Source organism: Vibrio sp. 1F253, from assembly GCF_041439295.1.
GTDB classification, from domain to species: domain Bacteria; phylum Pseudomonadota; class Gammaproteobacteria; order Enterobacterales; family Vibrionaceae; genus Vibrio; species Vibrio tasmaniensis_A.
In genome coordinates this window covers 36,082-59,982 of the sequence record NZ_JBGONU010000024.1, presented here as the reverse complement: position 1 = coordinate 59,982, position 23,901 = coordinate 36,082, and the positions used below count along the sequence as shown (strand labels likewise).

The following is a 23,901-nucleotide window of genomic DNA, read 5'->3' as shown; positions in this document are numbered from 1 at the left end:
GTGAACCTAATGAGCGTATTACGCCGTCTTCCTCTACTAGCGCTTCCTCTCATGATTACTGCATGTAATGCATCAGAAGCGAAAGTAGAAACAACATCAACAGCCGTAGAAGCTGCTCCAGCTATTGATACAGCTGCGTTAACTAAGCGTTTTGAAAAAATCGGTATTAAGGTCGATAAGATTGTTCCTTCGGATATCGATGGTCTTTTAGAAGTTCAAACCAACAGCGGTATTATCTTTTCTTCTCCAGAGGGCGATCATTTTCTAGCCGGTACACTTTACTCTTTGGATGAAAACGGTAAGTTCAGTGATGTTTTGGCTGAGCGTCAGGCTCCACTGAATGCTGAAAAAGTAGCAGCGATGTCGGATACGGTTATCGAATACAAAGCAGATAACGAAAAGTACGTTGTGACGGTATTTACTGACATTACTTGTGGCTACTGTGTTCGTCTGCACAGTCAAATGCAAGGCTACAACGATCTGGGTATCACCGTTCGTTACATGGCTTACCCACGCCAAGGTGCGACAGGACAAGTTGCCGATCAAATGGCTGCAATCTGGGCGTCTGACGATCCAAAAACAGCGATGCATGATGCTAAAGTCAATCGTCAAATGCCAGCGTCTGGTAAAGACCTAGCAGAGCAAAAGCAGATCATTGCTAAACAATACCAACTCGGTCGTGAGCTTGGCATCAATGGCACTCCGGCTATCGTGCTAGCAAGTGGTGAGTTGGTGAGTGGTTACTTACCTCCGGCGCAACTTATTCAGCGTTTAGAGCAGTAATCTTCATTTTTTTATTACCTATTATTCCCCCCTGTTTTTGATTTAAGGAGTGGCCTGATTGATATCAGGCACATTTTTATATGATAGAGATCCAACGCCGTCCTGAGGTCGACACTTCAGTCTTACCTGCTCACTTACCTGACTTGTTAAAGCGCATTTATGTGAGTCGCGGAATCGACAGTGCTGACCAGCTAGAGACAGCTGCGAAAGGTTTGCACTCTTATCAAAAACTGGGCGGCATTGATGCTGCGGTTGAATTGTTGTTCAAAGCCATTCAGCAGCAAAAGCGCATTATCATTGTTGGTGACTTTGATGCCGATGGCGCAACCAGTTCGGCGTTGTCTGTGCTTGCTCTGCGAATGTTGGGCAGCTCGAATGTTGATTATCTGGTACCCAACCGTTTTGAAGATGGTTATGGCTTGAGCCCAGAGGTTGTCGAACAGGCGATCGAACTTGGTGCTGAAGTGATCATGACAGTCGACAACGGTGTATCTTCAATTGACGGTGTTCGCTTTGCTAAAGAGAAAGGCCTTGATGTACTGGTTACTGATCATCACTTGCCTGGTTCTGAATTACCGATTGCAGATGCAATGGTCAATCCCAACCTAGAAAGCTGCGCATTTCCTTCAAAAGCGCTAGCCGGTGTGGGTGTCGCCTTTTACCTGATGATGGCATTGTGTGTTCATATGCGTAAGTTGGGCTGGTTTGCTCAACACGGCATGACAGAACCCAAGTTGATGGAACTGATTGACCTAGTGGCTCTGGGTACTGTTGCGGATGTGGTACCACTTGATGAAAACAACCGAATCTTGGTCCACCAAGGGCTACAACGCATTCGTGCGGGTAAAGCTCGTCCGGGTATTCAAGCCTTGATTGAAATTGCTAAGCGAGATGCTAAGCGTTTAGTTGCCTCCGATTTTGGTTTTGCGCTTGGTCCACGTATCAATGCGGCTGGCCGATTGGATGACATGTCTTTTGGTGTTGAGCTGCTAATGAGTAATAACATCCATGCCGCGCGTCGAATGGCCAGCGAGTTAGATGGCTTGAACCAAACACGTAAAGAGATCGAAGAGGGCATGAAACAAGAAGCGATGGCTTTTTGTGAGCGCCTTGAATTTGGTAAAGACGATTTGCCTTCTGGTTTGGCTCTGTTTCAACGTGATTGGCATCAAGGCGTAATTGGTATTCTAGCTTCGCGTATCAAAGACAAATATCACCGCCCAGTGATCGCATTTGCTGATGGTGGTGAAGGTAGCATTAAGGGTTCATGTCGTTCGATTCCAGGTTTGCACATGCGCGATGCGCTAGACAGAATCGACACTCAAAACCCTGGCCTGATCTTGAAGTTTGGTGGTCACGCAATGGCAGCCGGCTTAACCATTATGGAAAAAGACTTCGAGCGATTCAGCAAGATGTTTGATGACGTTGTGCGTAAAGAACTCGGTGAGACGGCACTTAAGGGCATTATCTTGTCTGATGGTGAGCTGTTACCTGAAGAGTTCTCAATGCATACCGCTGAAACATTGCGTTCAGGTGGTCCGTGGGGACAAGCTTTCCCGGAGCCCATCTTTGATGGTGAGTTTAAAGTTCTGCATCAAAAACTGGTAGGTGAAAAACATCTTAAATTGATGCTAGAACCTCTATACAAAAGCCACCCAACCAATGTGATGATTGATGGCATTGCCTTTAATGTTGACCTACGTCGCTGGCCTGATGCCTCAGTGAAAACGGTACATCTTGCGTTTAAGCTGGATATTAACGAGTTTCGTGGCAATCAATCGTTGCAGTTGATGATTGATCATATCGAAGCGAAATAGTTGAAGCCAAATAGCGTTATCGTTCACTGAATGAGGTTCATCATTTAGTGCCAAATCCAACAAGCTCTGTTCAAAAACAGGGCTTGTTTCCCTTCCTTTCCTTACAAATTTTACGTGTTTTTTCTGCCCGTCAATTTTATATCCGATTAAGTTATTGAATATTGGTGTACCACTCTAAAAAATTCTGTATCTCCGTCACACTTTTGAGTACAATTCTCCGGTTAAATTCTACTCATAAATGATGAGCTAAAATGTTTGAAATCAATCCTATAAAAAACCGTCTGCAGGATGTGTCTGAGCGCACAAATATCCTGAGGGGGTATCTTTGACTATGACGCAAAGAAAGAGCGTCTAGAAGAAGTAAACGCAGAATTAGAACAACCGGATGTATGGAACGAACCTGAGCGTGCTCAAGCGCTAGGAAAAGAGCGTTCAGCATTGGAAGCAGTAGTAGAAACGATCGACCAACTTGACCAAGGTGTTGAGGATGTTGATGGCCTATTAGAGCTTGCGGTTGAAGAAGAAGATCAAGAAACGTTCGATGAAATTGAGCCAGAACTGGCCGAGCTTGAAGCTAAGTTAGAGAAGCTGGAATTCCGTCGTATGTTCTCTGGTGATCACGACGCATCAGATTGCTACATCGATTTACAGTCAGGTTCGGGCGGTACAGAAGCTCAAGACTGGACTTCAATGATGTTGCGTATGTACTTGCGTTGGGCAGATTCGAAAGGCTTCAAGACTGAAGTTATCGAAGTGTCTGATGGCGATGTTGCTGGCCTTAAAGGCGCAACGGTACGTATCTCTGGTGAGTACGCTTACGGTTGGTTACGCACAGAGACTGGTGTTCACCGTCTAGTACGTAAGTCACCATTTGATTCAAGTGGTCGTCGTCATACTTCATTTGCTTCTGCGTTTATCTATCCTGAGATTGATGACAACATTACGATCGACATTAATCCTTCTGACCTACGTATTGACGTATACCGTGCCTCTGGCGCTGGTGGTCAGCACGTAAACACCACGGAATCGGCGGTACGTATTACTCACGTTCCAACTAACACCGTGGTTCAGTGTCAGAATGACCGTTCGCAGCATAAGAACAAAGATCAAGCGATGAAGCAGCTACGTGCTAAGCTTTTTGAACTTGAGATTCAAAAGCAAAATGCTGAAAAACAAGCGAGCGAAGAAACGAAATCAGACATCGGTTGGGGCAGTCAGATCCGCTCTTACGTGCTGGATGATTCACGTATCAAAGATTTACGCACCGGCATCGAAAACCGTAATACTCAAGCGGTTCTTGACGGTGACTTAGACAAGTTTATTGAAGCTAGCCTGAAATCAGGTCTGTAAGCTTTATCAACTATTAAGCTTTACCAATAATATTGGTAAAAATGCCTATATTTTCAAAAATATAGCTGTCCAAATTATAAAAGCAGGGTACATCTCAAATGACTGATGCTGTTCAAAACGAAAATGCACAAGAAGCTTCTTCACCTGAAGAGAACAAACTAATCGCTGAGCGCCGTAGCAAGCTGGATCATATCCGCCAAAACTGCAAAGCTAATGGTCACCCAAATGACTTCCGTCGTGAGCACCTAGCTGGCGACCTTCAAGCGGAATTCGGTGAGAAGACTAAGGAAGAGCTAGAAGAGCTTAACCACATCGTTGCGATCGCAGGTCGTATTATGGCGAAGCGTGGCCCATTCCTTGCGATTCAAGAAACTTCTGGTCGTATCCAAGCGTACGCAGCGAAAGACGTTCAAAAAGTGCTGAAAGAGAAGTACCAAGGCCTAGATATCGGTGACATCATCGGTGTTAAAGGTGCGCTTCACAAGTCTGGTAAAGGTGACCTTTACGTGAACATGGAAGAGTTTGAATTGCTAACCAAAGCACTTCGTCCTCTGCCAGAGAAGTTCCACGGTCTAACTGACCAAGAGATGCGCTACCGTCAGCGTTACGTTGATCTAATCGTGAACGAAGACTCTCGTAACACATTCATCGTGCGTTCTAAGCTTGTGTCTTCAATCCGTAACTTCATGAGCTCAAAAGGCTACCTAGAAGTTGAAACGCCAATGATGCACGTGATCCCAGGCGGTGCAACAGCACGTCCATTCATCACTCATCACAACGCACTAGACATCGACATGTACCTACGTGTTGCACCTGAGCTTTACCTTAAGCGTCTAGTAGTTGGTGGTTTTGACCGTGTATTCGAGATCAACCGTAACTTCCGTAACGAAGGTCTTTCTCCACGTCACAACCCAGAATTCACAATGATGGAATTCTACCAAGCGTACTCTGACTACAAAGATCTAATGGATCTAACGGAAGAGATGCTAAGCACAGCGGCGATGGACGTTCTTGGTTCTACTTCTATGCCTTACGGTGACGAAACAGTTGAGTTCGGTGGCACTTACGCTCGCATGAGCATGTTCGATGCAATCAAACACTACACACCTGAAAATGCAAACATTCAAGCTCTGACTGAAGACGATCTTCAGAACAGAGAATTGATGGTTAAAATTGCAGAAGAAGTGGGTCTTTACGTTGAGAAGTTTTGGACATGTGGTCAGCTTCTTGAAGAGATCTTTGGTGAAACGGCTGAGCCTCAGCTAATTCAACCAACGTTCATCACGGGTTACCCAGCGGACATCTCTCCACTGGCTCGTCGTAGCGACAGCAACCCATTCTTCACAGACCGCTTTGAGTTCTTCATCGGTGGCCGTGAAGTAGCGAACGGTTTCTCTGAGCTTAACGATGCACAAGACCAAGACGAGCGTTTCAAAGCACAAGTTAACGCAAAAGACGCGGGTGATGACGAAGCTATGTACTACGATGCGGACTACATTACTGCACTAGAGCACGGCCTACCGCCAACAGCGGGTCAAGGTATTGGTATCGATCGTCTAGCGATGCTATTTACTAACACCCACACAATCCGTGACGTGATCTTGTTCCCGGCAATGCGCCCACAAGCGTAATTTTCGCTTATGGGGTGTTACTGCCCGTGTAATTTAAAAGCCACCTTCGGGTGGCTTTTTCGGTTTTTAGCGTCAAAACCTAGCTCGTACCGCACTCTTGATTCGAAAAATGATTATTTATGACATAGTCTTACCATTGAGACAAAAAATCTAAGATAGTCTCATTACTATACGTATCGGATCTGAATACGATCTTGCGGCAACTTTGTACCCGTATGATTCGTTTAACTCGTGTTAGCCTGATTGAAAAAAATAAAAACAGAATAAGGAAGAAGGATGGGAACTCAATTTAAGATGGATTCCTTACCAGGTTCTCTTATCGTCGTTGGTGGTGCGTACGAACCCTGGTTATCAGTGTTAGAACAAGTGGGTTGGCAATGTACCCAGTGTGCAGATTTACGAAAAGCCGATGCCTTAATTACTGATATTGGCCCCTGCATTGGCATTGTGGATCTTAGTTATGATGAGTTTAGCCTTAATGGTATCGCTAACCTCGTGAGCAACAACAAGCAAGTTCGATGGCTTGCTTTTATCCGTGAATCGCAATTGAGCTCAGATACAATCTGCCAATTTATCGTTAACTTCTGTATCGACTTTTTCACGGCACCAATCCCTGATGCTCAGCTATTGAGTACCATTGGTCATCAACTGGGTATGCTCAAACTTGAGCAGAAAGTATGGCCAAACTACGGTATTAACAACAATATGGGCCTACTCGGTGATTCTGTGGCGGTGAAACGCTTGAGAGACCAAGTCAAGCGAATTGGCCCCACAGATGTCAGTATTTTGATTTACGGTGAGAGTGGGACAGGAAAAGAGACAATTGCACGTTCCATTCATCAAAATTCATCGCGAGCTCAGAAACCATTTTTAACTGTGAATTGCCGTGCTCTATCTGAAATGAGGATAGAGACTGAGATGTTTGGTATTTCAGCCCCAGCAACGGCAGCGCCTTGTATGTTGGAAGAAGCCGATGGCGGAACCCTCTTACTCAACGATGTCCTAGCGATGCCTCGTAATCAACAATTGAACCTTTTACGCTTTTTACAAGAAGGGAAAATTGAAACCACGAAGGGAGCTAAGTCAGTTGATGTTCGCATTTTGGCTGCTAACTCTTCTGATATTGAAAAGGCATTGATCGAGGGCGACTTCAATGAAGAGCTTTATCATTACATCAATGTTCTGCGTATTCATGTTCCTAGCTTAAAAGAACGTGTGAGTGATATTTCAGTGCTAGCGAATCATTTTCTGCGTGAGTACTCAAAAGAGTTTAATGCGCAAGCGAAGAGCTTCTCAGACGATGCTATCCGCTCGATGAGTCGCTACCATTGGCCTGGCAACGTTCGTGAATTGATGAATCAGATTAAGCGTGTTGTGTTGATGTCTGATGCTGTCATCATTGAGGATCATCAACTGGATTTACCAAAACAGAATGATGAACGCCGCAGTCTGAAAAGTATACGTGAACGTTCAGAGCGAGATGCTTTACTCATTGTGTTGGAATCTTATGGTGGTCAAGTGTCTTTGGCCGCTAAGGAGCTTGGAGTTTCACGCGCAACTATGTACCGCTTACTCAATAAACATGGTCTTATATCTGAGGGCGTTGTTTAGAACGTTCTATTCATTGACTCTATCCGGTGAGTGAAAATTCAAGGGCCACGTATCATACGTGGCTTTTTTGTTTCTGAAGGATAGTCCGCTGTTCTATAGAGAGAGTCCTAAGATAGATATGCTGTGATTTTATATAATCATAGTGAATATGTTATATGTAAATGAATATGCAACTGATATTTCAGGCGAATGCATTGTTTTAAAAATGTTAATCAATTATCGGTTGAATAATATACTCACTTGGTTAGACTTTAACCGTGAAAGCAACGATTTAACAAAGACTTGTCTGCTTTTACGACCCCATTTCTTTTTGGATTTTTTAGTTAGCTTGGAGGCGCAAATGAAACATTTCGATTTTATACAGCATATTTGCGCGTCGTTTGATCCGTGTACTGACATGGTGACTGATATGTCACACACATCAGCCATGGCCGATCGAAACACCCAAGATAAACCTAACTAATAGATCCGTACCCTTATTTGGCTGCGGAAAAATAGCAGCTAAGTGAGAAGCCCTCATACTATCTAGAACGCTATTTTTCCTCAGTTTATTCCACAACTGGAGAGTTATTATGCGTCACTCAGTATATTTAAAACTAGCAACTGTTCTTATCCGTGCAGACCTTCGTCGTGAAGAGCGTGAATGGCAACGAAAAGTTCGTCGTAGTTCATATGATCTACCATGGAACAACACCCATTTATTGAGAGATATTGGCCTTGAAGCCGATGGTCGACCAATTGGTTTTTCTGAGCCTGAAGTTGTCACGATTGAGCGCCGAGTTCGTCATCTTCGTCGAGTCTTAAGCGCGCGAATACCGACGTAATCTTGTGGGGTGATAGCGCCTTTCACCCCACAAGATAAACATCAGCGATAGTTATGGCGTCGAAAATGCAAATTTTTGAACTAGAACTGGCCAAAAAAAGAGAAGCTCTTGCTTCTCTTTTTTTGCTTTTTTAAGTCGTTATCTAGTAAAGGTAAATAGTTCGGCTAAGCTTTACAGAGCAAGGGAGGCTGACTATGCAGAAGCATCAATTAGACATGTGGTTACATGGAGAGCACAAAGACTCTTATCAGACACCGAAAGTGTACGTTATTGGTTGCTCTGATATCTCTGAATATTTGCTGGCGGTGGAGTACAAACACAAGCTAGAACCGGTAAAGCAAGACGGCGAGCCGCTTCACTTTGGATCCTTGGATCAAGTGAAAGAGGAATTACTCCGGCTCGGCTTTGAAAAGGCCTACCTTCGCTTGCACAACGCGTATGATGAGTTTGGTAATGAACCCAACCAAAGCTACTGCGATATTGAACTGGCGCTCAAACCTCATTAGAGAGCGTTCGTAGCTAGAGATTGATTCTAGTTACAGGCGGTTTGTAACATACTGATAGTTTGGTCCATCTATGCTAAATAAAAGCTCTATGCGTAATGGGTTGTCAGCAATCTGTGGGTGAATTGAGTTCGTAGATAGAAACCACGAGGTTTGGTCTTTATTGGTTTTCCACTTGCACCGTAAGCTTCTGTTAACACTCGACTGTTGGCGGCTTTTGGTCGCAAATGCAGTGCTTCGCCGTGTCTTGCTGTTATCTGTTCAACATTACCTAACACGATCAGCTCCATGAGCTCTTCCCAATCCCTTTTTAAGATCTCGTCTTCCGCTTGGGTTGGTGTCCACAATAAAGGGGATCCTACATGCCTTTCTGTCAGCGGGATCTCTCTTTCTCCCTCTACTGGGATCCACAACACTTTAGACAGCTTGTTTCGAACGTGACTGGTTTCCCAAGTTATGCCTTGCACGCCCATCAATGGCGCGACACAAACAAAGGTGGTTTCGAGTGGCTTCCCTGAATAGCCAATCGGGATACTTTTTAGCTCGATCCCGAGCTTGGCAAAATCTTGTTCTGGTTTACTGCCAGCTGGCGCACCCAAGTGCCATTCCAATAGTTGTCCAACCCAGCCTTTATCTCGCTTTAGGTCGTTTGGTACAACCATATTGGCTTCATCGGCGAGCTCTTTGAAGGTCATTCCTGCAATAGCATATGCTCTGTCTAACAGCTCTTGTTGTGTTTGTGGTTCTGGTTTCATAATAAAAGGCATGATCAAAAAAATGATTTTACCAGAAGTTATCACCATATGACGACTGGTTAAGAAACGATCGCCTAGCTAGAGAAGGGATCAAACTCATGGTTATCCACAGGACATGAAGGTAATTAATTGAAATATTAATTTAGTGGATAAATAAACAGGGGTTTGCAGGGGATAAAATGCTTGCTAAATAGGGTTTGAAATGAATCTTTCACTTACTAGTGTGGATAAACATCGGAGTGGTTAATCTTTAACCATGGGTGATTTTTAAAAGATCTTTTGCTTTTTCATGTTTTTAAAATTGATGGATTTATTTTAATTTATTGATTTTTAATTGTTTTCTTTTGGTGTGGGTGATTTTTTGTTTTTGGTTCTGATGAATCTATGGATTAAAAAAAACGATTGAGGGTAATTCTTCACATAGTTATTCACAGAAAAGGTGAATAAATGTGGTCTATGTCTCACTCTTGTGTGGGTAACTAAGATTTGAGCAAAACTTATCCATATTCGTAGTTATTATTCATAAATATAGCGCTTGTCACGTCACTAAGTTTGCTCCGATTGGGGATATGTGGAAAAATCAGTGTAATTAAAAATTTAGATAGAGGTTGGCCAGTGATAGATGGCGATGGTTACCGATTAAATGTTGGTATTGTAATCTGTAACAACCATGGTCAGGTCTTCTGGGCTAAACGATACGGGCAACATTCATGGCAATTCCCTCAAGGGGGAATAGATGAAGGTGAAACTCCGGAACAGGCAATGTACCGCGAGTTATATGAAGAGGTTGGCCTTACTAAAAAGGATGTAAAGATCGTCGCGACAAGTCGTCATTGGTTACGCTATAAGCTGCCCAAACGACTGGTTCGGTGGGATTCTAAACCTGTCTGTATTGGACAAAAACAGAAGTGGTTTCTTTTACGCTTAGATTGCGATGAATCGCATATCAATATGCAGCGTGGAAGCACACCTGAGTTTGATGGTTGGCGTTGGGTGAGTTACTGGTACCCAGTTCGACAAGTTGTATCTTTCAAGCGAGATGTTTACCGTCGAGCGATGAAAGAATTCGCATCTTTAGCAATGCCGTTTAAAGAGCGAAAAACAAAAGGAAAGCGCAAATTGCGTAGAGGTTAAGCATGCTCAGCCAACTAAGGGAAATAGTTGAACACGTATCAAGAGTTGAAGATGTGTCGACGGCTCTTGATATTTTGGTTAAAGAGACATGCAGCGCGATGCAGACGGAATGTTGCACCGTGTATTTGGCAAATAATGATATGCAGCGTCTTGAGTTGATGGCAACTCAAGGCCTGATCTTCAAAGGCAATAGTATTCACATTGGTTTTGACGAAGGTTTGGTTGGCCTTGTTAAAAGAAGTGCTGAACCGATCAACCTTGCACAAGCGTCTGCTCACCCTGCTTATAAGTTTTTTCCCGAGCTTGGAGAAAAGGTTTATCACTCTTTTCTCGGCACTCCGATTATCTATCGCAAGCAAGTGCTTGGCGTATTGGTCATTCAACAGAAGTCCCCCCGTTTATTCAGTGAGATGGAAGAATCCTTCCTTGTTACACTCTCAGCACAACTTGCGGTTATTGTGGCGCATGCCCAAACTCAAGGCCATTGGCTGTTAGAGCAACAGAAGCTACCTGCGACCAAAGGTATTGCAGCTTCATCGGGTGTGGCGATTGGTGACTTATGGTGGGACAACACTCAGCCTGAACTCACCGATGTTTACCCTGCTTCGACGCTCAATGTTGAAAGGGAGCATGAGCTGTTGGCAGTCGCTGTCGAAAATGCTCTCAATGATTTTAAGCGAATGCGAAAGCGTTTAGATAGTGAAATCAATAAAGACGCGTTGGCGATCTTTGATCTGTTTACTCACTTACTCAACGATCCCATGTTACGTAAGGATCTCAAGAGTCAAATTCAGAAAGGCGACAAAGCCGATTGGGCATTGAGACAGGTTGTTGAGAGTTACTCTAACCGTTTTGCTCGTATGTCAGATGTGTACCTTCGGGAGAGAGCGCAAGACGTCCGAGAGCTTGGTCAAAGACTGCTCTATTTCCTCCACAATTCTGAACATGAACTTCGCACGTTAGATAAACCGATTATTTTGGTGGTTCGTGAGTTAACGGCCTCTGTATTAGCGTCTATTCCTAAAGAAAAACTATTAGCGGTTATTTCCTTGGAAGGGGCGGCGAACTCGCACGCAGCGATTTTATCTCGAGCTTTGGGTATTCCTTCTGTTATGGGAGTTAACCTTAATCTTTCGCAAGCTAATGGTAAGCAAGCGATTGTTGACGGGTATAGCGGCGAGATCTTTATTGAGCCGACTAAAAACCTGCTCAAAGAGTATCGGGGGCTGATTCTAGAAGAGAGTGAGCTCTCCTCTATGGTCAATCGAGAACTGTACTTACCGGCAAAAACGAAAGACGACAAGCAAGTCGAGATTCTGCTTAATGCGGGTTTGAGTGCAGACACTAACATCGCTATCAACCAAGGGGTTGATGGGGTTGGTCTGTATCGAACCGAAATTTCTTTCTTGTTGCAGCAAAGGTTTCCGTCAGAGGACGAACAATTCAAGCAGTATCGTTCTGTGCTTGCGAGTTACCCTGAGAAGCAAGTGGTGATGCGAACCTTGGATATTGGTGGAGATAAGGCGTTACCTTACTTCCCAATAGAAGAAGACAATCCATTCCTTGGTTGGCGTGGTATTCGTTTTACGCTCGATCATCCTGACATCTTTATTATTCAGTTACGTGCCATGTTACGTGCGAGTTGTGATAGCCAGAACTTGAGTATCTTGTTGCCGATGATCTCTAGCACTCAAGAACTGGATGATACTGTTCAACTTATCGAGCAAGCCTACGATGAAGTGCATGAACTCGACAGTCGAGTTCGTATGCCGCGTATCGGTATCATGATTGAAGTGCCATCAATGCTTTACCTTCTTCCGCTTATTGCGGATAAAGTTGATTTCGTTTCGGTGGGCACCAATGACTTAACTCAATATTTATTGGCGGTTGACCGGAACAATTCCCGCGTCTCTGATGTCTATGAATCCATGCACCCTGCAGTGATCATGGCATTGAAACACATCCATGATACTTGTAAGCAATATCAATTGCCTGTGTGTATATGTGGAGAGCTCGCGGGTGATCCAATGGGTGCATTGCTCTTGACTGGGTTAGGGTATGAGACGTTAAGTATGAACACCTCAAATGTCGCAAGGACTAAGTATTTGATTCGTCAATCTAAGCTTAGTGAACTGCAAGATTTGGCAAATGAGGCGCTATCAAAACCGTATGGAAGTGACATCTATAGTATGATGCTCAACTATTTCGAAGAGCGTGAATTTACAGGCTTCATTCGAGCGGGTAAAAAATAGGATTTAACGTGTCATATGAACTGATAGGCTTGCTAGCAGGCCTTGGTGCTATTGTTGGTGTTTTAGCTGGCTTGCTGGGCATTGGTGGTGGTTTGCTGGTGGTTCCTGCCTTACTCTTTTTGCTTCCTAAAGCGGGTATCCCTCAAGAGTTTGCGATGCAAATGGCATTGGCTACCTCGTTATCAACCATCATCGTTACGTCGGGATCGTCTGCGATTAACCATTTAAAATTGGGTAATGTAGAGATGTTTGTCGTTAAATGGTTGATACCAGGTGTCGTGATAGGTGGCTTCCTAGGTTCTTTCGTGGCCGATGTGATTCCAGCTCAATACTTACCAAAAGTCTTTGGTGTGATTGTCTTGGTATTGGCGTTGCAAATGCTGTTGTCTATTCGCTCTAAGAGTCAAAAGTCGATGCCGGGTTCAGCTAAAACCATGTTATGTGGTGGCGGTATTGGTTTGGTTTCAAGCTTGGCTGGTATTGGTGGTGGTTCTTTATCGGTGCCTTTCCTTAACCATCACGGTGTGGAAATGCGCAAAGCTGTAGGCTCATCCTCTGTATGTGGTTGTGTTATCGCGATTTCGGGAATGCTAGGCTTTATTTGGCATGGCTCTTCTGTCGATGATCTTCCTGCGTATAGCTTAGGTTATGTTTATCTGCCGGCTTTGATAGCGATATCTTGTACCTCAGTACTGACCACACGAGTTGGCGCTAAACTGGCCACTCAATTGCCAACCCCCGTGCTGAAGAAATTCTTTGCGGTATTTTTAATGTTTATAGCAGCCACTATGCTGCTGTAGTGTCTTTTCTGTTAGCTGTTGAGTTAACCGTTATTCAATTTTAGATAGAGAGCCAAGTATGTCTCAGGGTTTTATCGAATTCCCAAATATCGATCCTGTTCTTATTGAACTAGGACCAATCTCAGTTCGTTGGTACGGCCTAATGTACCTTGTTGGTTTTATGTTTGCTCTTTGGTTAGCAAATCGCCGAGCGGATCAACCAGATAGTGGTTGGACTCGAGAGCAAGTATCAGACTTACTGTTTGCTGGCTTTTTAGGTGTGGTACTGGGTGGTCGTATTGGCTACGTACTTTTCTACAACTTTGGCCTTTTCATTGATGATCCACTCTACCTATTTAAGGTATGGACTGGCGGTATGTCTTTCCACGGTGGTTTGCTTGGTGTGATCACCGCGATGCTTTGGTATGCCAAAAAGAACGGTCGAACCTTTTTTGGTGTCGCAGACATGATTGCACCATTGGTTCCATTTGGTTTAGGTATGGGGCGTATGGGCAACTTCATGAACAGTGAACTTTGGGGTCGTGTGACTGATGTGCCATGGGCGATTGTATTCCCTAACGGTGGTCCACTCCCTCGTCACCCATCTCAGCTTTATGAAATGGCGCTTGAAGGTATTGTACTGTTCTTCATCTTGAACTGGTTCATCAAAAAGCCTCGTCCTCTTGGCTCTGTATCAGGGTTATTCCTAGCAGGATATGGTACATTCCGCTTCCTAGTTGAATACGTACGTGAACCTGATGCTCAGCTAGGTTTGTTCGGTGGATTTATCTCTATGGGACAAATTTTGTCACTGCCAATGGTTATCATCGGTGTGCTGATGATGGTTTGGGCATACAAGCGTGGTCACTACAAAGATGAATTACCACAACAAACGAAGTAAGGAATTGGTGTGAAACAGTATTTAGATCTCTGTCAGCGTATCGTTAATGACGGTACTTGGATTGAAAATGAACGCACAGGCAAGCGCTGCCTAACCGTAATCAATGCTGACCTTGAATATGATGTAGGTAATAACCAATTCCCACTGGTAACAACACGTAAAAGTTTTTGGAAAGCCGCAGTTGCCGAGCTGCTTGGCTATATCCGTGGTTACGACAATGCTGAAGATTTTCGTAAGCTAGGGACTAAAACTTGGGATGCGAATTCTAACCTGAATGAAGCATGGCTAAATAACCCTTACCGCAAGGGTGAAGACGACATGGGCCGTGTTTATGGCGTTCAAGGACGTGCATGGGCAAAACCTGACGGCGGTCATATCGACCAACTGAAGAAGATTGTTGATGATCTAACGAACGGCATTGATGACCGCGGCGAGATCTTAAACTTCTATAACCCAGGTGAGTTCCACATGGGTTGTTTACGTCCGTGTATGTACAGCCACCACTTCTCTCTACTTGGTGACACTTTGTACCTAAACAGTACTCAGCGCTCTTGTGATGTTCCATTAGGTCTGAACTTCAACATGGTTCAAGTGTATGTGTTCCTAGCAATCATGGCGCAAATCACGGGCAAGAAAGCCGGTGTGGCTTACCATAAGCTGGTTAATGCTCATATCTACGAAGATCAACTCGCACCTATGCGTGATATACAGTTGAAGCGTGAGCCTTTAGCTGGTCCAACATTCCATATCAATCCTGAGATTAAGTCTCTAGAAGATTTGGAAACGTGGGTGACGATGGATGACTTCTGGGTTGAAGGCTACGAATGCCACGAAGCGATTAAGTACCCATTCTCGGTTTAATCTAATCTGCTTTGATTGACTGTTTGACTGTTTGACTGTTTGACAGGTTGATCGAAAGGCTGCCTCTGCGCAGCCTTTTTTATTTCTGATGCTTGGCTTGCTTACTATTCGTAAAACCAATAATCTTGAGTGGTCTTTTCTAACCACAGAACTACTATGACTCGCTCGCATTGCTTTGTATTGCAACACGACTTTCCTATTTCTTTCTACCCTGATAAAAACCAGTTGGTGATTGATAGTGAAGAGATTCATTTAGAGCCACTACAAGCAAGGCTGCTCAGCTATTTCATCGACAAGCGCGGGCAAGTGGTTAGTACGCAGCAGATAGCTGCTGATGTCTGGCAACGAACTCAAGTGTCTGACAACTTGGTCAGACAGGTCATCAGTTTACTGCGCAGTCAGCTTCAGGATAAAGTACGTCCGTATCGCATCATTCAGACCATTCCTAAGCAAGGTTATCTGTTCGATATTGAGATAATTCAGCCTAGCGTTGAGACTACTCCCGTAGTAGAAATTCCCCCACCTGAAATCAAAGTTGTTTCTAAGCCTAAAAATAAAACCATCGCCCTGATTACAACCGCAGTATTCTCTATTGGCTTAATAGCAACTTGGGCGTGGCAAATTGATGTCTCAACCAATGACACAGCTGTTATTTCTGCGCCTCAAAGTGATGTGATTCCCGTTTATATCCATGACATAACACTCGATTCTGCGGACGATTATGAGATGTCGGAAAGCGTGTACAACTACCTATTCTACGGGCTGAACTCAGCGAGAAATTTATCGGGTTACCACTTCTCTCAGCTCTCGAAACAGGGCAAGCAATCACTTGCCAATAATGGTGTCGAACTCAAAGGTTGGCTCAAGCAAAAGGGCAGTAATTATATACTGAGCGTGCTGATACAAAACAACCGCCAGCCCAATCAAAGCCAGAAAGTGGAAAAGAGCTTTAGCCAAGATAACTTCTTTGATGCCATTGGGGATGTGATTCTTGAGATTAAAGCCATTATTGCCCCAATGAGTTCAGAATACGGTGTCGTCAGTCATCGAGTGACTTCTATTGATAACTACGATGATTGGAAGGTTATTTCAGAGGGAATATCGCTTTTCTACCAAGGCAAAGGTGGACAGCCATTTGCAGAGATCGCACTTCAGTTGGATACGATTCAACAGCAAGGAAGAGACAATTATTTGGTCAATGCCTTATTGTCGTATTCGGAATCTTTGGCTTATTTGCAAAGTCATGAGCAAGAAGATCGCGAACATGCACTGCAACTGGCAAAGCAAGCCTTTGAGATGAACCCACGTTGTGATATTGCCAACCTTACCTTGGGTCTTGCACTGTTAATCAACCAACATGCCAATCAAGCTTTCCCTTACCTTTTTTATGCGGCCGAAAGTACACCGAGCCCTATCAGTTTTTATCTACTTAGTGTAGCTGACAAGCTGTCGGATAACCCAGAAGGTTCGCAATACAACTATCAGCGCTCTACCGAAGTGAAAAAAGAGTATAATGGCCAACTGTTTGATCTTATTGAATCTTTATAAAAAACAAACCTTTCCTAAACCACATAATTCTCTTTGAAGTGAAGACGTTGAGTTACCGCTAATAGTAACGGCTCTTCTGCAAGGTTTTCTTGTGCCGACAGGCTTCTCAACATGTTTGATTATTGTTTGGAGTCAGGCTCGATTGCCTTGCATCAAGCGTAAAAACATCGACTTCCACATACTGGTAACCAAATCATTAATTATTTGGGGTACACACATGTTGAAGAAGTTTGCTTTTCAGATCATTCCAATTCAGATCTTCTTATTCGTCTTTTGGTTCAAAAATGGCTTTGTCGATAAAGTGATGGGCGTTGTGCTTGGCTTTATTACGCCAGATACCGCTTATTCGGGTGACACTTGGGCTGGCTGGAAAGGCTATATTGTCGGCACTTGGGATAAGAGCCAAGTCGGTCATGTTTTACTGAGCCCTACGTTCGATTTTATGTTTCCTATTCTGATTGCTTTGCAATGTTTACCATTTTTATTGGTACTTCGCTCGGTGATAGCTGGTGAATTCATGGCCGGTAAAGAGCGACCGTGGTTACTCTATGCGGCATTCGCTTCTCTGTTTGTGACTGCTTGTATGGCTTTCACTCAAACCATCACAGGCGCAAGCGACGGGCAGTATCTATGGCAATTTATCGGCTTCGGCATGGTTGCCATTATGTACCTGCGTAATGAGCAAGGTCAGTAAGCGTTTTTTAGATGCGAGATAAGGGGAGTTAGATACAAGTAGAAGAGATTCGGGATACTAAGATCAAAAAAAACCGTCATTCCCTATCACGCTCGTTCCTCGCTGTAGGGAATGACGGGGATATATAGATGCGAGTAAAACGGGCTTTTCGTTACTCGTTCACTCGCATCCATCCTGTATCTGCTTTCAACTTGTCACTCGCTACTCCAATCTTCTTTTTGTTTCCCACATCTGCCTTTCAGAAAAGAAAAAGCCCGCAACCTAGGAGGTTGCGGGCTTTGCTATAAGCGATGTTTGTTTTGCTATTAAGCTGTCAGTGCTAACACGCTACCAGGCAGTACAAGGAATACCGCAACAAGATAACCAGCTACTACAGCTTTGTTTTTCACTGCCATGTCTGAAATGATATCAGCTGCTTTCACTGGCAGTTCACGTAGGAACGGAATACCAAAGATGAATACCGTTGCCATGATGTTGAACACCAAGTGTACTAGAGCAATCTGTAGTGCGAATACTGCGAACTCACCAGATACTGCTGTCGCTGCTAATAGCGCGGTAATACACGTACCGATGTTTGCACCTAAAGTGAATGGGTAAACGTCACGTACTTTAAGAACACCTGAACCAACTAGTGGAACCATCAAGCTTGTTGTCGTTGAAGAAGACTGAACAAGGATAGTCACGATAGAGCCAGAAGCGATACCGTGGATAGGACCACGACCGATTGCGTTCTTTAGAATCTCACGAGCACGGCCAACCATTAGGCTCTTCATTAGCTTACCCATTACCGTGATAGCTACGAAGATAGTCGCGATACCTAGAACGATAAGCATAACCCCACCAACAGTGTCGCCAAACGTTGATAGTGGCTCTTTAATCGCACTTACAACAGGCTTAGTTATTGGCTTGATGAAGTTAAGACCACCCATGCTCATATCACCTGTTGCTAGCATCGGTGATACTAACCAGTGAGAAATTTTCTCTAGAATACCAAACGCCATCTCTAGTGGTAGGAAGATAGCAACGGCTAATAGGTTAAAGAAATCGTGAATCGTCGCACTTGCGAATGCACGTTTGAACTCATCTTTACAACGAACATGACCAAGGCTAACTAGCGTATTAGTTACAGTAGTACCAATGTTTGCACCCATGATCATAGGGATTGCTAGCTCAACAGGTAAACCACCTGCCACAAGGCCAACGATAATTGAAGTAACTGTACTTGATGATTGAATAAGGGCTGTTGCCACTAAACCAATCATTAAGCCTGCAACTGGATGTGAAGCAAATTCGAAAAGAACTTTTGCTTGCTCGCCTGTTGCCCATTTGAAGCCTGTACCAACCATTGAAACTGAAAGTAATAGTAGGTAAAGCATGAATGCCAAGTTAGCCCAGCGTAGCCAACGAGTTGTGCTCGAGATAGGCGCTGCTGCAGTAGTAGCTTGGTTCATAATGTTTTCTCCATTGGACCGTTTTAGTCTGTGTTTGGTCTGTTTGTTTAATCTGAGCGTGATGTTAGAGAACAAATATTTCAGTAATATTACATTTTGGTTTAGGTGAGACTTTTTTGTGATGATTTGCTCTTTAAATATTTGGTCTTGAAATGGTGGTGGTTTAACTTGTTGTTTTTAAGGTTTTTTGTTCGTATTTTTGATAGGTGATGTAGATCTTAAAAGTTAGAGAAAAATTGAAAATAATCGTTGAAATATTACATTATGAAATCAGACACTTCGTAAAAATAAGTAGTAATTGATAGTTATGTATAGTTTTTCCGAGTTTATTGAGTGGAGGTGTCATATTTGATATAACAGGTTATCTTCTCTTTTTTACGGCACATTTATGTCGCATCTCAACTATAACCACCTTTATTACTTCTGGATGGTTTGCAAGCAAGGCTCTGTTACTAAAGCTGCAGAAGCCCTATTCCTAACACCACAAACGGTAACAGGTCAGATAAAAGCCTTAGAAGAGCGTATGGATGGTAAGTTAACCAAGCGTAATGGTCGCAGTGTTGAGCCGACAGAGCTTGGGCAGTTAGTCTTTAAGTATGCTGATCGTATGTTTGGCCTGAGTTACGAGATGCTGGATATCGTGAATTACAGCCAGCACTCCAATATTCTGTTCGATGTCGGTGTTGCGGATGCACTGTCCAAAAGATTAGTCAGTAAGATATTAATGTCGACTATCCCACCCGATAACAGCATTCATTTACGCTGCTTTGAATCGACCCATGAAATGCTACTTGAACAACTTTCTCAGCATAAGCTCGATATGATTTTGTCTGACTGCCCGGTGGATTCTAGCCAAAGCCCAGGCCTGTTTAGTAAGAAGTTGGGTGAGAGTGGTATGAGCTTTTTCAGTTCAGGTAATGTGGAAGGTGTTAACTTTCCGGCTGTATTAGAACAAAAGAAACTGTTAATCCCAGGAAGTCGAACTTCGATGGGGCGTAAAGTACTGCAATGGTTTGATAGACAAGGACTTAAGCCTGATATTTTGGGTGAGTTTGATGACGCGGCATTGATGAAGGCTTTCGCTCGTTACCACCACGACGCTATTTTCTTAGCGCCTACGCTATATATGTCAGAGGTTGAGGAAGATACGTCATTGCAATTGTTGGGGGAAGTCGAGGAGTTAAAAGAGGAGTACTACGTCATATTTGCTGAGAGGATGATCCAACATCCAGCAGTAAAAAATGTATGTGACGCAGATTTTAGCAAATTGTTCGAGTGAGCTTGTTTGTTAATGAATTGATATCGATTATCATGACTTCATAATCTGCCGGAAATACTGATCACCCGGACTTGGCGTAAAGGTTGTATGGAGCCAAACTATGAACTTAAAAGAGATGGAGAAGAATTCAGCACAAGCTGTGATTCTACTCAAAGCCATGGCCAATGAGCGTCGCTTACAGATTCTGTGCCTATTGCATGGTACTGAGCTGTCGGTTGGGGAGTTGTGTGGCAAGTTGGAATTGAGTCAATCTGCTTTATCTCAACATCTTGCTTGGTTGAGAAGAGATGGTTTGGTCGAAACTCGCAAAGAAGCTCAAACAGTGTATTACACATTGAGTAGTGAAGAAGTAAAAGCGATGATTAACCTACTGCATGGTATGTACTGCAAGTAGTTTATTGCTGGTGGGGAAGTGATTTCTTACCAGGGGTAGGGTCGACACAAGGAAGTGTCAGTATTTCATGTCGAACGTTAGTGCCTACCAGCAAACCGCATATCTTTAAGTAAACCAAGTAACGCTCAGTAAGAAAAATCTCTGTGTTGCTCAAAGTTTAGATATAAAAAAACCGGCCGAGGCCGGTTTTTTTCGTTTTGCGTTGTAATCAAATTTCTATTAAAGAGCTTTGATTGCAGCAGCGAAACGAGACTTATGACGTGCAGCTTTATTCTTATGAATAAGGCCTTTAGTCGCCATGCGGTCTAGAAGAGGTGTAACTTCTACAAGAGCAGCAGTTGCAGCTTCTTTATTGCCAGCTTCAATAGCTGCAATAGTTTTTTTCATGTAAGTGCGCATCATAGAACGACGGCTAGCATTGTGCTGGCGACGTTTCTCAGCTTGGATAGCGCGCTTCTTAGCAGATTTACTGTTTGCCAAGGTCTAACTCCCAAAAACTTAGTTCGGTGACAATTTAAGGGCGAGGACTATCCCTCATAGGCGCTTAATTGTCAAATGATTTGTGCAAAAACCAATCGTAGCCAAACAAACTTTGGTATGGAAAGGTCATCGCGGTTAAGATGGCGGGGATTCTAACAGCATTTTTAGACCAATGCTAATAAATATGCTTCTTAGGACAGGATAGTATTTATCCTCGCTTGAAAGTAATCAACCAGTGTCAGAGGTTTGTGTGAGTAAACGACTATTAAAGTCAGGCCTGATTGTCAGTGCAATGACTTTTGTTTCCCGCGTATTGGGGCTAGTACGTGATGTAGTAGTAGCAAATTTGATGGGAGCAGGAGCGAGTGCCGACGTATTTTTCTTCGCTAATAAAATCCCTAATTTCTTACGTCGACTTTTCGCAGAAGGTGCCTTTTCTCAAGCGTTTGTTCCTGTATTAACAGAATATCACGCTGCTGGTGATAAAGATAAGACTCGAGATTTAATTGCCAAAGTATCGGGCACGCTCGGGGTACTAGTTTCTATCGTCACCGTTATCGGGGTGTTGGGCTCGGGTGTCATCACTGCGATGTTTGGCGCAGGTTGGTTTATCGATTGGTTAAATGATGGCCCAGCAGCACCAAAATTTGAGCTGGCGAGCTTTATGCTCAAGATTACCTTTCCTTATTTATGGTTTATCACCTTTGTTGCTTTATCTGGTGCAATCCTCAATACCATGGGCAAATTTGCGGTTTCGTCATTTACCCCTGTGTTCCTGAACGTAATGATCATAGGTTCAGCATGGTTTATCTCTCCTAATTTAGAACAACCCGAAATTGGCTTGGCCATCGGTGTGTTTCTTGGTGGTTTAGTCCAGTTCCTTTTCCAAATGCCTTTCTTGATTAAAGCGGGTGTGTTGGTTAAGCCGAAGTGGGGGTGGAGAGATCCCGGTGTAGTTAAGATCCGCACGCTAATGATCCCTGCCTTGTTTGGTGTGTCAGTGAGCCAAATCAACTTGTTGTTCGATACCTTCATTGCCAGCTTTCTAGCAACCGGCTCTATCAGTTGGTTATATTATTCGGATCGATTATTGGAATTCCCACTCGGTTTGTTTGGTATTGCTATTGCGACGGTTATTCTTCCTGCTTTGTCGCGTAAACACGTAGACGCTCAAGGGGAAGGGTTTGCTCATACAATGGACTGGGGCGTGCGCATGGTTTTATTGCTAGGCATTCCTGCAATGTTAGGTCTTATTGTTTTAGCAAAGCCGATGCTGATGGTGCTCTTCATGCGTGGCGAGTTTTCACCACACGATGTACAGCAGGCTTCCATGTCTTTGGTGGCATACGCTTCAGGCTTGCTTAACTTCATGTTGATTAAAGTGTTGGCTCCGGGCTATTACTCACGTCAAGATACTAAAACTCCTGTGAAGTACGGCATCATTGCGATGGTCACTAACATGGTGTTCAACGCGATCTTCGCTTATTTCTATGGTTATGTTGGTTTGGCAATCGCAACGGCGTTATCTGCGTTCGTGAACATGACTCTACTTTATCGTGGTCTGCATATAGCGGGTGTTTATCGTTTAACCAAGACTACATTGTTGTTTAGCCTTAAATTATTAGTATCTGGAACTGTGATGGTTGGCGTGATTTTATGGCAACTAGACAATATGCAGCTGTGGCTTGATTGGAGCTTCAACCAAAGAGCGTTGACGCTAACAGGGTTGATCGCACTTGGTGGCTTTGCTTATATTGTGTCGGTACTGGTTTTAGGTATCCGAGTAAAACATTTAAAAGCAGCGACAGATTAATACTGATTAGTATATAATCCGTCGGTTTCACACAATAAATGATGCAAATAACAGGTTTTAGCTGATCACAATGGAACTGATCCGAGGTATACACAATATTAAAGCACAGCATCATGGCTGTGTATTAACCATAGGTAACTTCGATGGTGTTCATTTAGGGCATCAAGAGGTTCTGAGTCAGGTTTCTAAACAAGCTACAGCACTGGGACTCCCTTCTGTTGTCATGACGTTTGAACCGCAACCTATGGAGTTGTTTGCTAAAGGTCGAGCGCCAGCGCGTTTAACTCGCTTACGAGATAAGTACGTGCAATTGAGCAAGCTAGAGATTAGTCGTTTATTGTGTGTGAATTTCAATCAGTATTTTGCAAGCTTGTCTGCGGAAGCGTTCATTAAGGATCTTTTGGTTGATAAGCTTGGTGTGAAATTCTTGGTGGTTGGTGACGACTTTTGCTTTGGCAAAGGCCGAACAGGTAATTTCGCTATGCTTAAAGAAGCGGGCGAAAAATATGGTTTTGAGGTGGTGAGCACCCAAAGCTATTGCTTAAACCAATTACGAGTAAGCAGCACTGAGATACGAAATGCGTTAGCGGCCAATGACTTGGCTTCTAGTGCTACCATGCTTGGGCGTGACTACAGTATCAGTGGTCGTGTTTCTCATGGTCGTAAACTAGGGAGAACTATCGGTTTCCCTACCGCTAATATTCCATTAAAACGTTGTGTTTCTCCTGTGTCGGGAGTGTATGTTGTTGAAGCATTAGATATCGACGGTGTTCCTGTCGGTGGTGTTGCTAATATTGGACAACGACCAACAGTTAATGGTGTAAGGCAGCAATTAGAAGTACATTTTTTTGACTTTAAAGCCAATTTATATGGTAAACAGTTAGAAGTACGACTTTTGCACAAACTGCGCGACGAGATAAAATTTGAATCGTTCGACGCACTAAAGAATCAAATAGAATTGGATGCTGAAGCCGCAAGGGTGTGGCTGCTTCAGCTAAAGAATTAGTCGGATGATTCCACCGATTAACATAATGTCTAACT

At 43.6% G+C, this 23,901-nt stretch carries 21 protein-coding genes; 18 read left to right on the top strand and 3 right to left on the bottom strand.

Going from position 1 to position 23,901, the window contains the following annotated elements:
* The first annotated feature begins 9 nt into the window (after window positions 1-9).
* The 7 genes from ACED28_RS13410 to ACED28_RS13380 all read left to right on the top strand — a co-directional run bounded on the left by ACED28_RS13410 (window position 10) and on the right by ACED28_RS13380 (window position 8,522).
* The gene (locus ACED28_RS13410) at window positions 10-783 is read left to right on the top strand and encodes a thioredoxin fold domain-containing protein (RefSeq protein WP_371710039.1); all 774 of its coding nucleotides are present in this window, start codon (window positions 10-12) and stop codon (window positions 781-783) included.
* An 80-nt stretch (window positions 784-863) separates the two neighbouring features.
* Window positions 864-2,600: a single-stranded-DNA-specific exonuclease RecJ gene (gene recJ / locus ACED28_RS13405; RefSeq protein WP_017100502.1), complete on the top strand. Its 1,737-nt coding sequence runs from the start codon at window positions 864-866 to the stop codon at window positions 2,598-2,600.
* 251 nt (window positions 2,601-2,851) lie between these two features.
* Window positions 2,852-3,950 (top strand): peptide chain release factor 2 gene (gene prfB, locus ACED28_RS13400; RefSeq protein ID WP_100208942.1). Its coding sequence is split into 2 segments (ribosomal slippage): window positions 2,852-2,926 and window positions 2,928-3,950, totalling 1,098 coding nucleotides; the frame shifts between segments, so codons are not numbered across the junction.
* Between the two features lie 98 nt (window positions 3,951-4,048).
* A complete protein-coding gene (lysS, locus tag ACED28_RS13395) occupies window positions 4,049-5,581 on the top strand; it encodes a lysine--tRNA ligase (protein ID WP_009848430.1) in 1,533 nt (510 codons plus the stop codon).
* 276 nt (window positions 5,582-5,857) lie between these two features.
* Window positions 5,858-7,192 carry a cyclic-di-GMP-binding transcriptional regulator VpsR gene (gene vpsR, locus ACED28_RS13390; RefSeq protein ID WP_371710038.1) on the top strand — a complete coding sequence of 445 codons (1,335 nt, stop codon included), beginning with the start codon at window positions 5,858-5,860 and terminating at the stop codon, window positions 7,190-7,192.
* A 572-nt stretch (window positions 7,193-7,764) separates the two neighbouring features.
* Window positions 7,765-8,016, top strand: coding sequence for a hypothetical protein (locus ACED28_RS13385; RefSeq protein ID WP_004735015.1), 252 nt, complete (start codon window positions 7,765-7,767; stop codon window positions 8,014-8,016).
* A 194-nt stretch (window positions 8,017-8,210) separates the two neighbouring features.
* Window positions 8,211-8,522, top strand: coding sequence for a DUF6482 family protein (locus ACED28_RS13380; protein ID WP_009848433.1), 312 nt, complete (start codon window positions 8,211-8,213; stop codon window positions 8,520-8,522).
* 86 nt (window positions 8,523-8,608) lie between these two features.
* Here the strand turns inward: ACED28_RS13380 and mutH are convergent, their stop codons facing one another.
* On the bottom strand, window positions 8,609-9,274 hold the full coding sequence (mutH, locus tag ACED28_RS13375) for a DNA mismatch repair endonuclease MutH (protein WP_102249744.1): 666 nt from the start codon (window positions 9,272-9,274) through the stop codon (window positions 8,609-8,611).
* Window positions 9,275-9,889: 615 nt separating this feature from the next.
* Here mutH and rppH point away from each other — a divergent pair.
* The 7 genes from rppH (at window position 9,890) to ACED28_RS13340 (ending at window position 17,443) form a co-directional block, all read left to right on the top strand.
* On the top strand, window positions 9,890-10,408 hold the full coding sequence (gene rppH / locus ACED28_RS13370; RefSeq protein ID WP_009848435.1) for an RNA pyrophosphohydrolase: 519 nt from the start codon (window positions 9,890-9,892) through the stop codon (window positions 10,406-10,408).
* A gap of 2 nt (window positions 10,409-10,410) precedes the next feature.
* Window positions 10,411-12,660, top strand: a complete 2,250-nt coding sequence (gene ptsP, locus ACED28_RS13365; RefSeq protein WP_371710037.1) for a phosphoenolpyruvate--protein phosphotransferase — start codon at window positions 10,411-10,413, stop codon at window positions 12,658-12,660.
* Window positions 12,661-12,668: 8 nt separating this feature from the next.
* Entirely contained in the window at window positions 12,669-13,460 is a 792-nt protein-coding gene (locus ACED28_RS13360; RefSeq protein ID WP_122047549.1) for a sulfite exporter TauE/SafE family protein, read from the top strand.
* A 58-nt stretch (window positions 13,461-13,518) separates the two neighbouring features.
* Window positions 13,519-14,340 (top strand): prolipoprotein diacylglyceryl transferase, encoded by an 822-nt coding sequence (lgt, locus tag ACED28_RS13355; RefSeq protein ID WP_012603269.1) that lies wholly within the window; start codon window positions 13,519-13,521, stop codon window positions 14,338-14,340.
* 9 nt (window positions 14,341-14,349) lie between these two features.
* Window positions 14,350-15,201, top strand: a complete 852-nt coding sequence (locus tag ACED28_RS13350) for a thymidylate synthase (protein WP_009848438.1) — start codon at window positions 14,350-14,352, stop codon at window positions 15,199-15,201.
* A 156-nt stretch (window positions 15,202-15,357) separates the two neighbouring features.
* Window positions 15,358-16,749: a transcriptional regulator gene (locus ACED28_RS13345; RefSeq protein WP_371710036.1), complete on the top strand. Its 1,392-nt coding sequence runs from the start codon at window positions 15,358-15,360 to the stop codon at window positions 16,747-16,749.
* A gap of 217 nt (window positions 16,750-16,966) precedes the next feature.
* A complete protein-coding gene (locus ACED28_RS13340) occupies window positions 16,967-17,443 on the top strand; it encodes a hypothetical protein (protein ID WP_371710035.1) in 477 nt (158 codons plus the stop codon).
* 305 nt (window positions 17,444-17,748) lie between these two features.
* On the opposite strand, the gene ACED28_RS13335 is transcribed toward ACED28_RS13340, so the two are convergent.
* Window positions 17,749-18,894, bottom strand: coding sequence for a Na/Pi symporter (locus tag ACED28_RS13335; protein ID WP_017102996.1), 1,146 nt, complete (start codon window positions 18,892-18,894; stop codon window positions 17,749-17,751).
* Window positions 18,895-19,282: 388 nt separating this feature from the next.
* Between ACED28_RS13335 and nhaR the strand changes: the two genes are divergently transcribed.
* Together nhaR and ACED28_RS13325 are read left to right on the top strand one after the other, a co-directional pair.
* Entirely contained in the window at window positions 19,283-20,173 is an 891-nt protein-coding gene (nhaR, locus tag ACED28_RS13330) for a transcriptional activator NhaR (protein WP_371710034.1), read from the top strand.
* A 100-nt stretch (window positions 20,174-20,273) separates the two neighbouring features.
* Complete coding sequence (locus ACED28_RS13325; RefSeq protein WP_009848443.1) at window positions 20,274-20,567, top strand: metalloregulator ArsR/SmtB family transcription factor; 294 nt, start codon at window positions 20,274-20,276, stop codon at window positions 20,565-20,567.
* A gap of 219 nt (window positions 20,568-20,786) precedes the next feature.
* Here ACED28_RS13325 and rpsT read toward each other — a convergent pair whose 3' ends face one another.
* Complete coding sequence (rpsT, locus tag ACED28_RS13320; RefSeq protein ID WP_012603273.1) at window positions 20,787-21,047, bottom strand: 30S ribosomal protein S20; 261 nt, start codon at window positions 21,045-21,047, stop codon at window positions 20,787-20,789.
* A gap of 250 nt (window positions 21,048-21,297) precedes the next feature.
* Here rpsT and murJ point away from each other — a divergent pair, with 250 nt between their 5' ends.
* Window positions 21,298-22,860, top strand: coding sequence for a murein biosynthesis integral membrane protein MurJ (gene murJ / locus ACED28_RS13315; RefSeq protein WP_009848488.1), 1,563 nt, complete (start codon window positions 21,298-21,300; stop codon window positions 22,858-22,860).
* A gap of 70 nt (window positions 22,861-22,930) precedes the next feature.
* Window positions 22,931-23,866 carry a bifunctional riboflavin kinase/FAD synthetase gene (gene ribF / locus ACED28_RS13310; RefSeq protein ID WP_012603275.1) on the top strand — a complete coding sequence of 312 codons (936 nt, stop codon included), beginning with the start codon at window positions 22,931-22,933 and terminating at the stop codon, window positions 23,864-23,866.
* Window positions 23,867-23,901 lie beyond the last annotated feature (35 nt).

What these genes read in the sequence shown, in the direction of transcription:
- ACED28_RS13410 (WP_371710039.1), top strand. Translation starts at nt 10, where the DNA reads ATGAGCGTATTACGCCGTCTTCCTCTACTAGCGCTTCCTCTCATGATT.
- recJ (WP_017100502.1), top strand. Translation starts at nt 864, where the DNA reads ATGATAGAGATCCAACGCCGTCCTGAGGTCGACACTTCAGTCTTACCT.
- lysS (WP_009848430.1), top strand. Translation starts at nt 4,049, where the DNA reads ATGACTGATGCTGTTCAAAACGAAAATGCACAAGAAGCTTCTTCACCT.
- vpsR (WP_371710038.1), top strand. Translation starts at nt 5,858, where the DNA reads ATGGGAACTCAATTTAAGATGGATTCCTTACCAGGTTCTCTTATCGTC.
- ACED28_RS13385 (WP_004735015.1), top strand. Translation starts at nt 7,765, where the DNA reads ATGCGTCACTCAGTATATTTAAAACTAGCAACTGTTCTTATCCGTGCA.
- ACED28_RS13380 (WP_009848433.1), top strand. Translation starts at nt 8,211, where the DNA reads ATGCAGAAGCATCAATTAGACATGTGGTTACATGGAGAGCACAAAGAC.
- mutH (WP_102249744.1), bottom strand. Translation starts at nt 9,274, where the DNA reads ATGAAACCAGAACCACAAACACAACAAGAGCTGTTAGACAGAGCATAT.
- ptsP (WP_371710037.1), top strand. Translation starts at nt 10,411, where the DNA reads ATGCTCAGCCAACTAAGGGAAATAGTTGAACACGTATCAAGAGTTGAA.
- lgt (WP_012603269.1), top strand. Translation starts at nt 13,519, where the DNA reads ATGTCTCAGGGTTTTATCGAATTCCCAAATATCGATCCTGTTCTTATT.
- ACED28_RS13345 (WP_371710036.1), top strand. Translation starts at nt 15,358, where the DNA reads ATGACTCGCTCGCATTGCTTTGTATTGCAACACGACTTTCCTATTTCT.
- ACED28_RS13340 (WP_371710035.1), top strand. Translation starts at nt 16,967, where the DNA reads ATGTTGAAGAAGTTTGCTTTTCAGATCATTCCAATTCAGATCTTCTTA.
- ACED28_RS13335 (WP_017102996.1), bottom strand. Translation starts at nt 18,894, where the DNA reads ATGAACCAAGCTACTACTGCAGCAGCGCCTATCTCGAGCACAACTCGT.
- nhaR (WP_371710034.1), top strand. Translation starts at nt 19,283, where the DNA reads ATGTCGCATCTCAACTATAACCACCTTTATTACTTCTGGATGGTTTGC.
- ACED28_RS13325 (WP_009848443.1), top strand. Translation starts at nt 20,274, where the DNA reads ATGAACTTAAAAGAGATGGAGAAGAATTCAGCACAAGCTGTGATTCTA.
- ribF (WP_012603275.1), top strand. Translation starts at nt 22,931, where the DNA reads ATGGAACTGATCCGAGGTATACACAATATTAAAGCACAGCATCATGGC.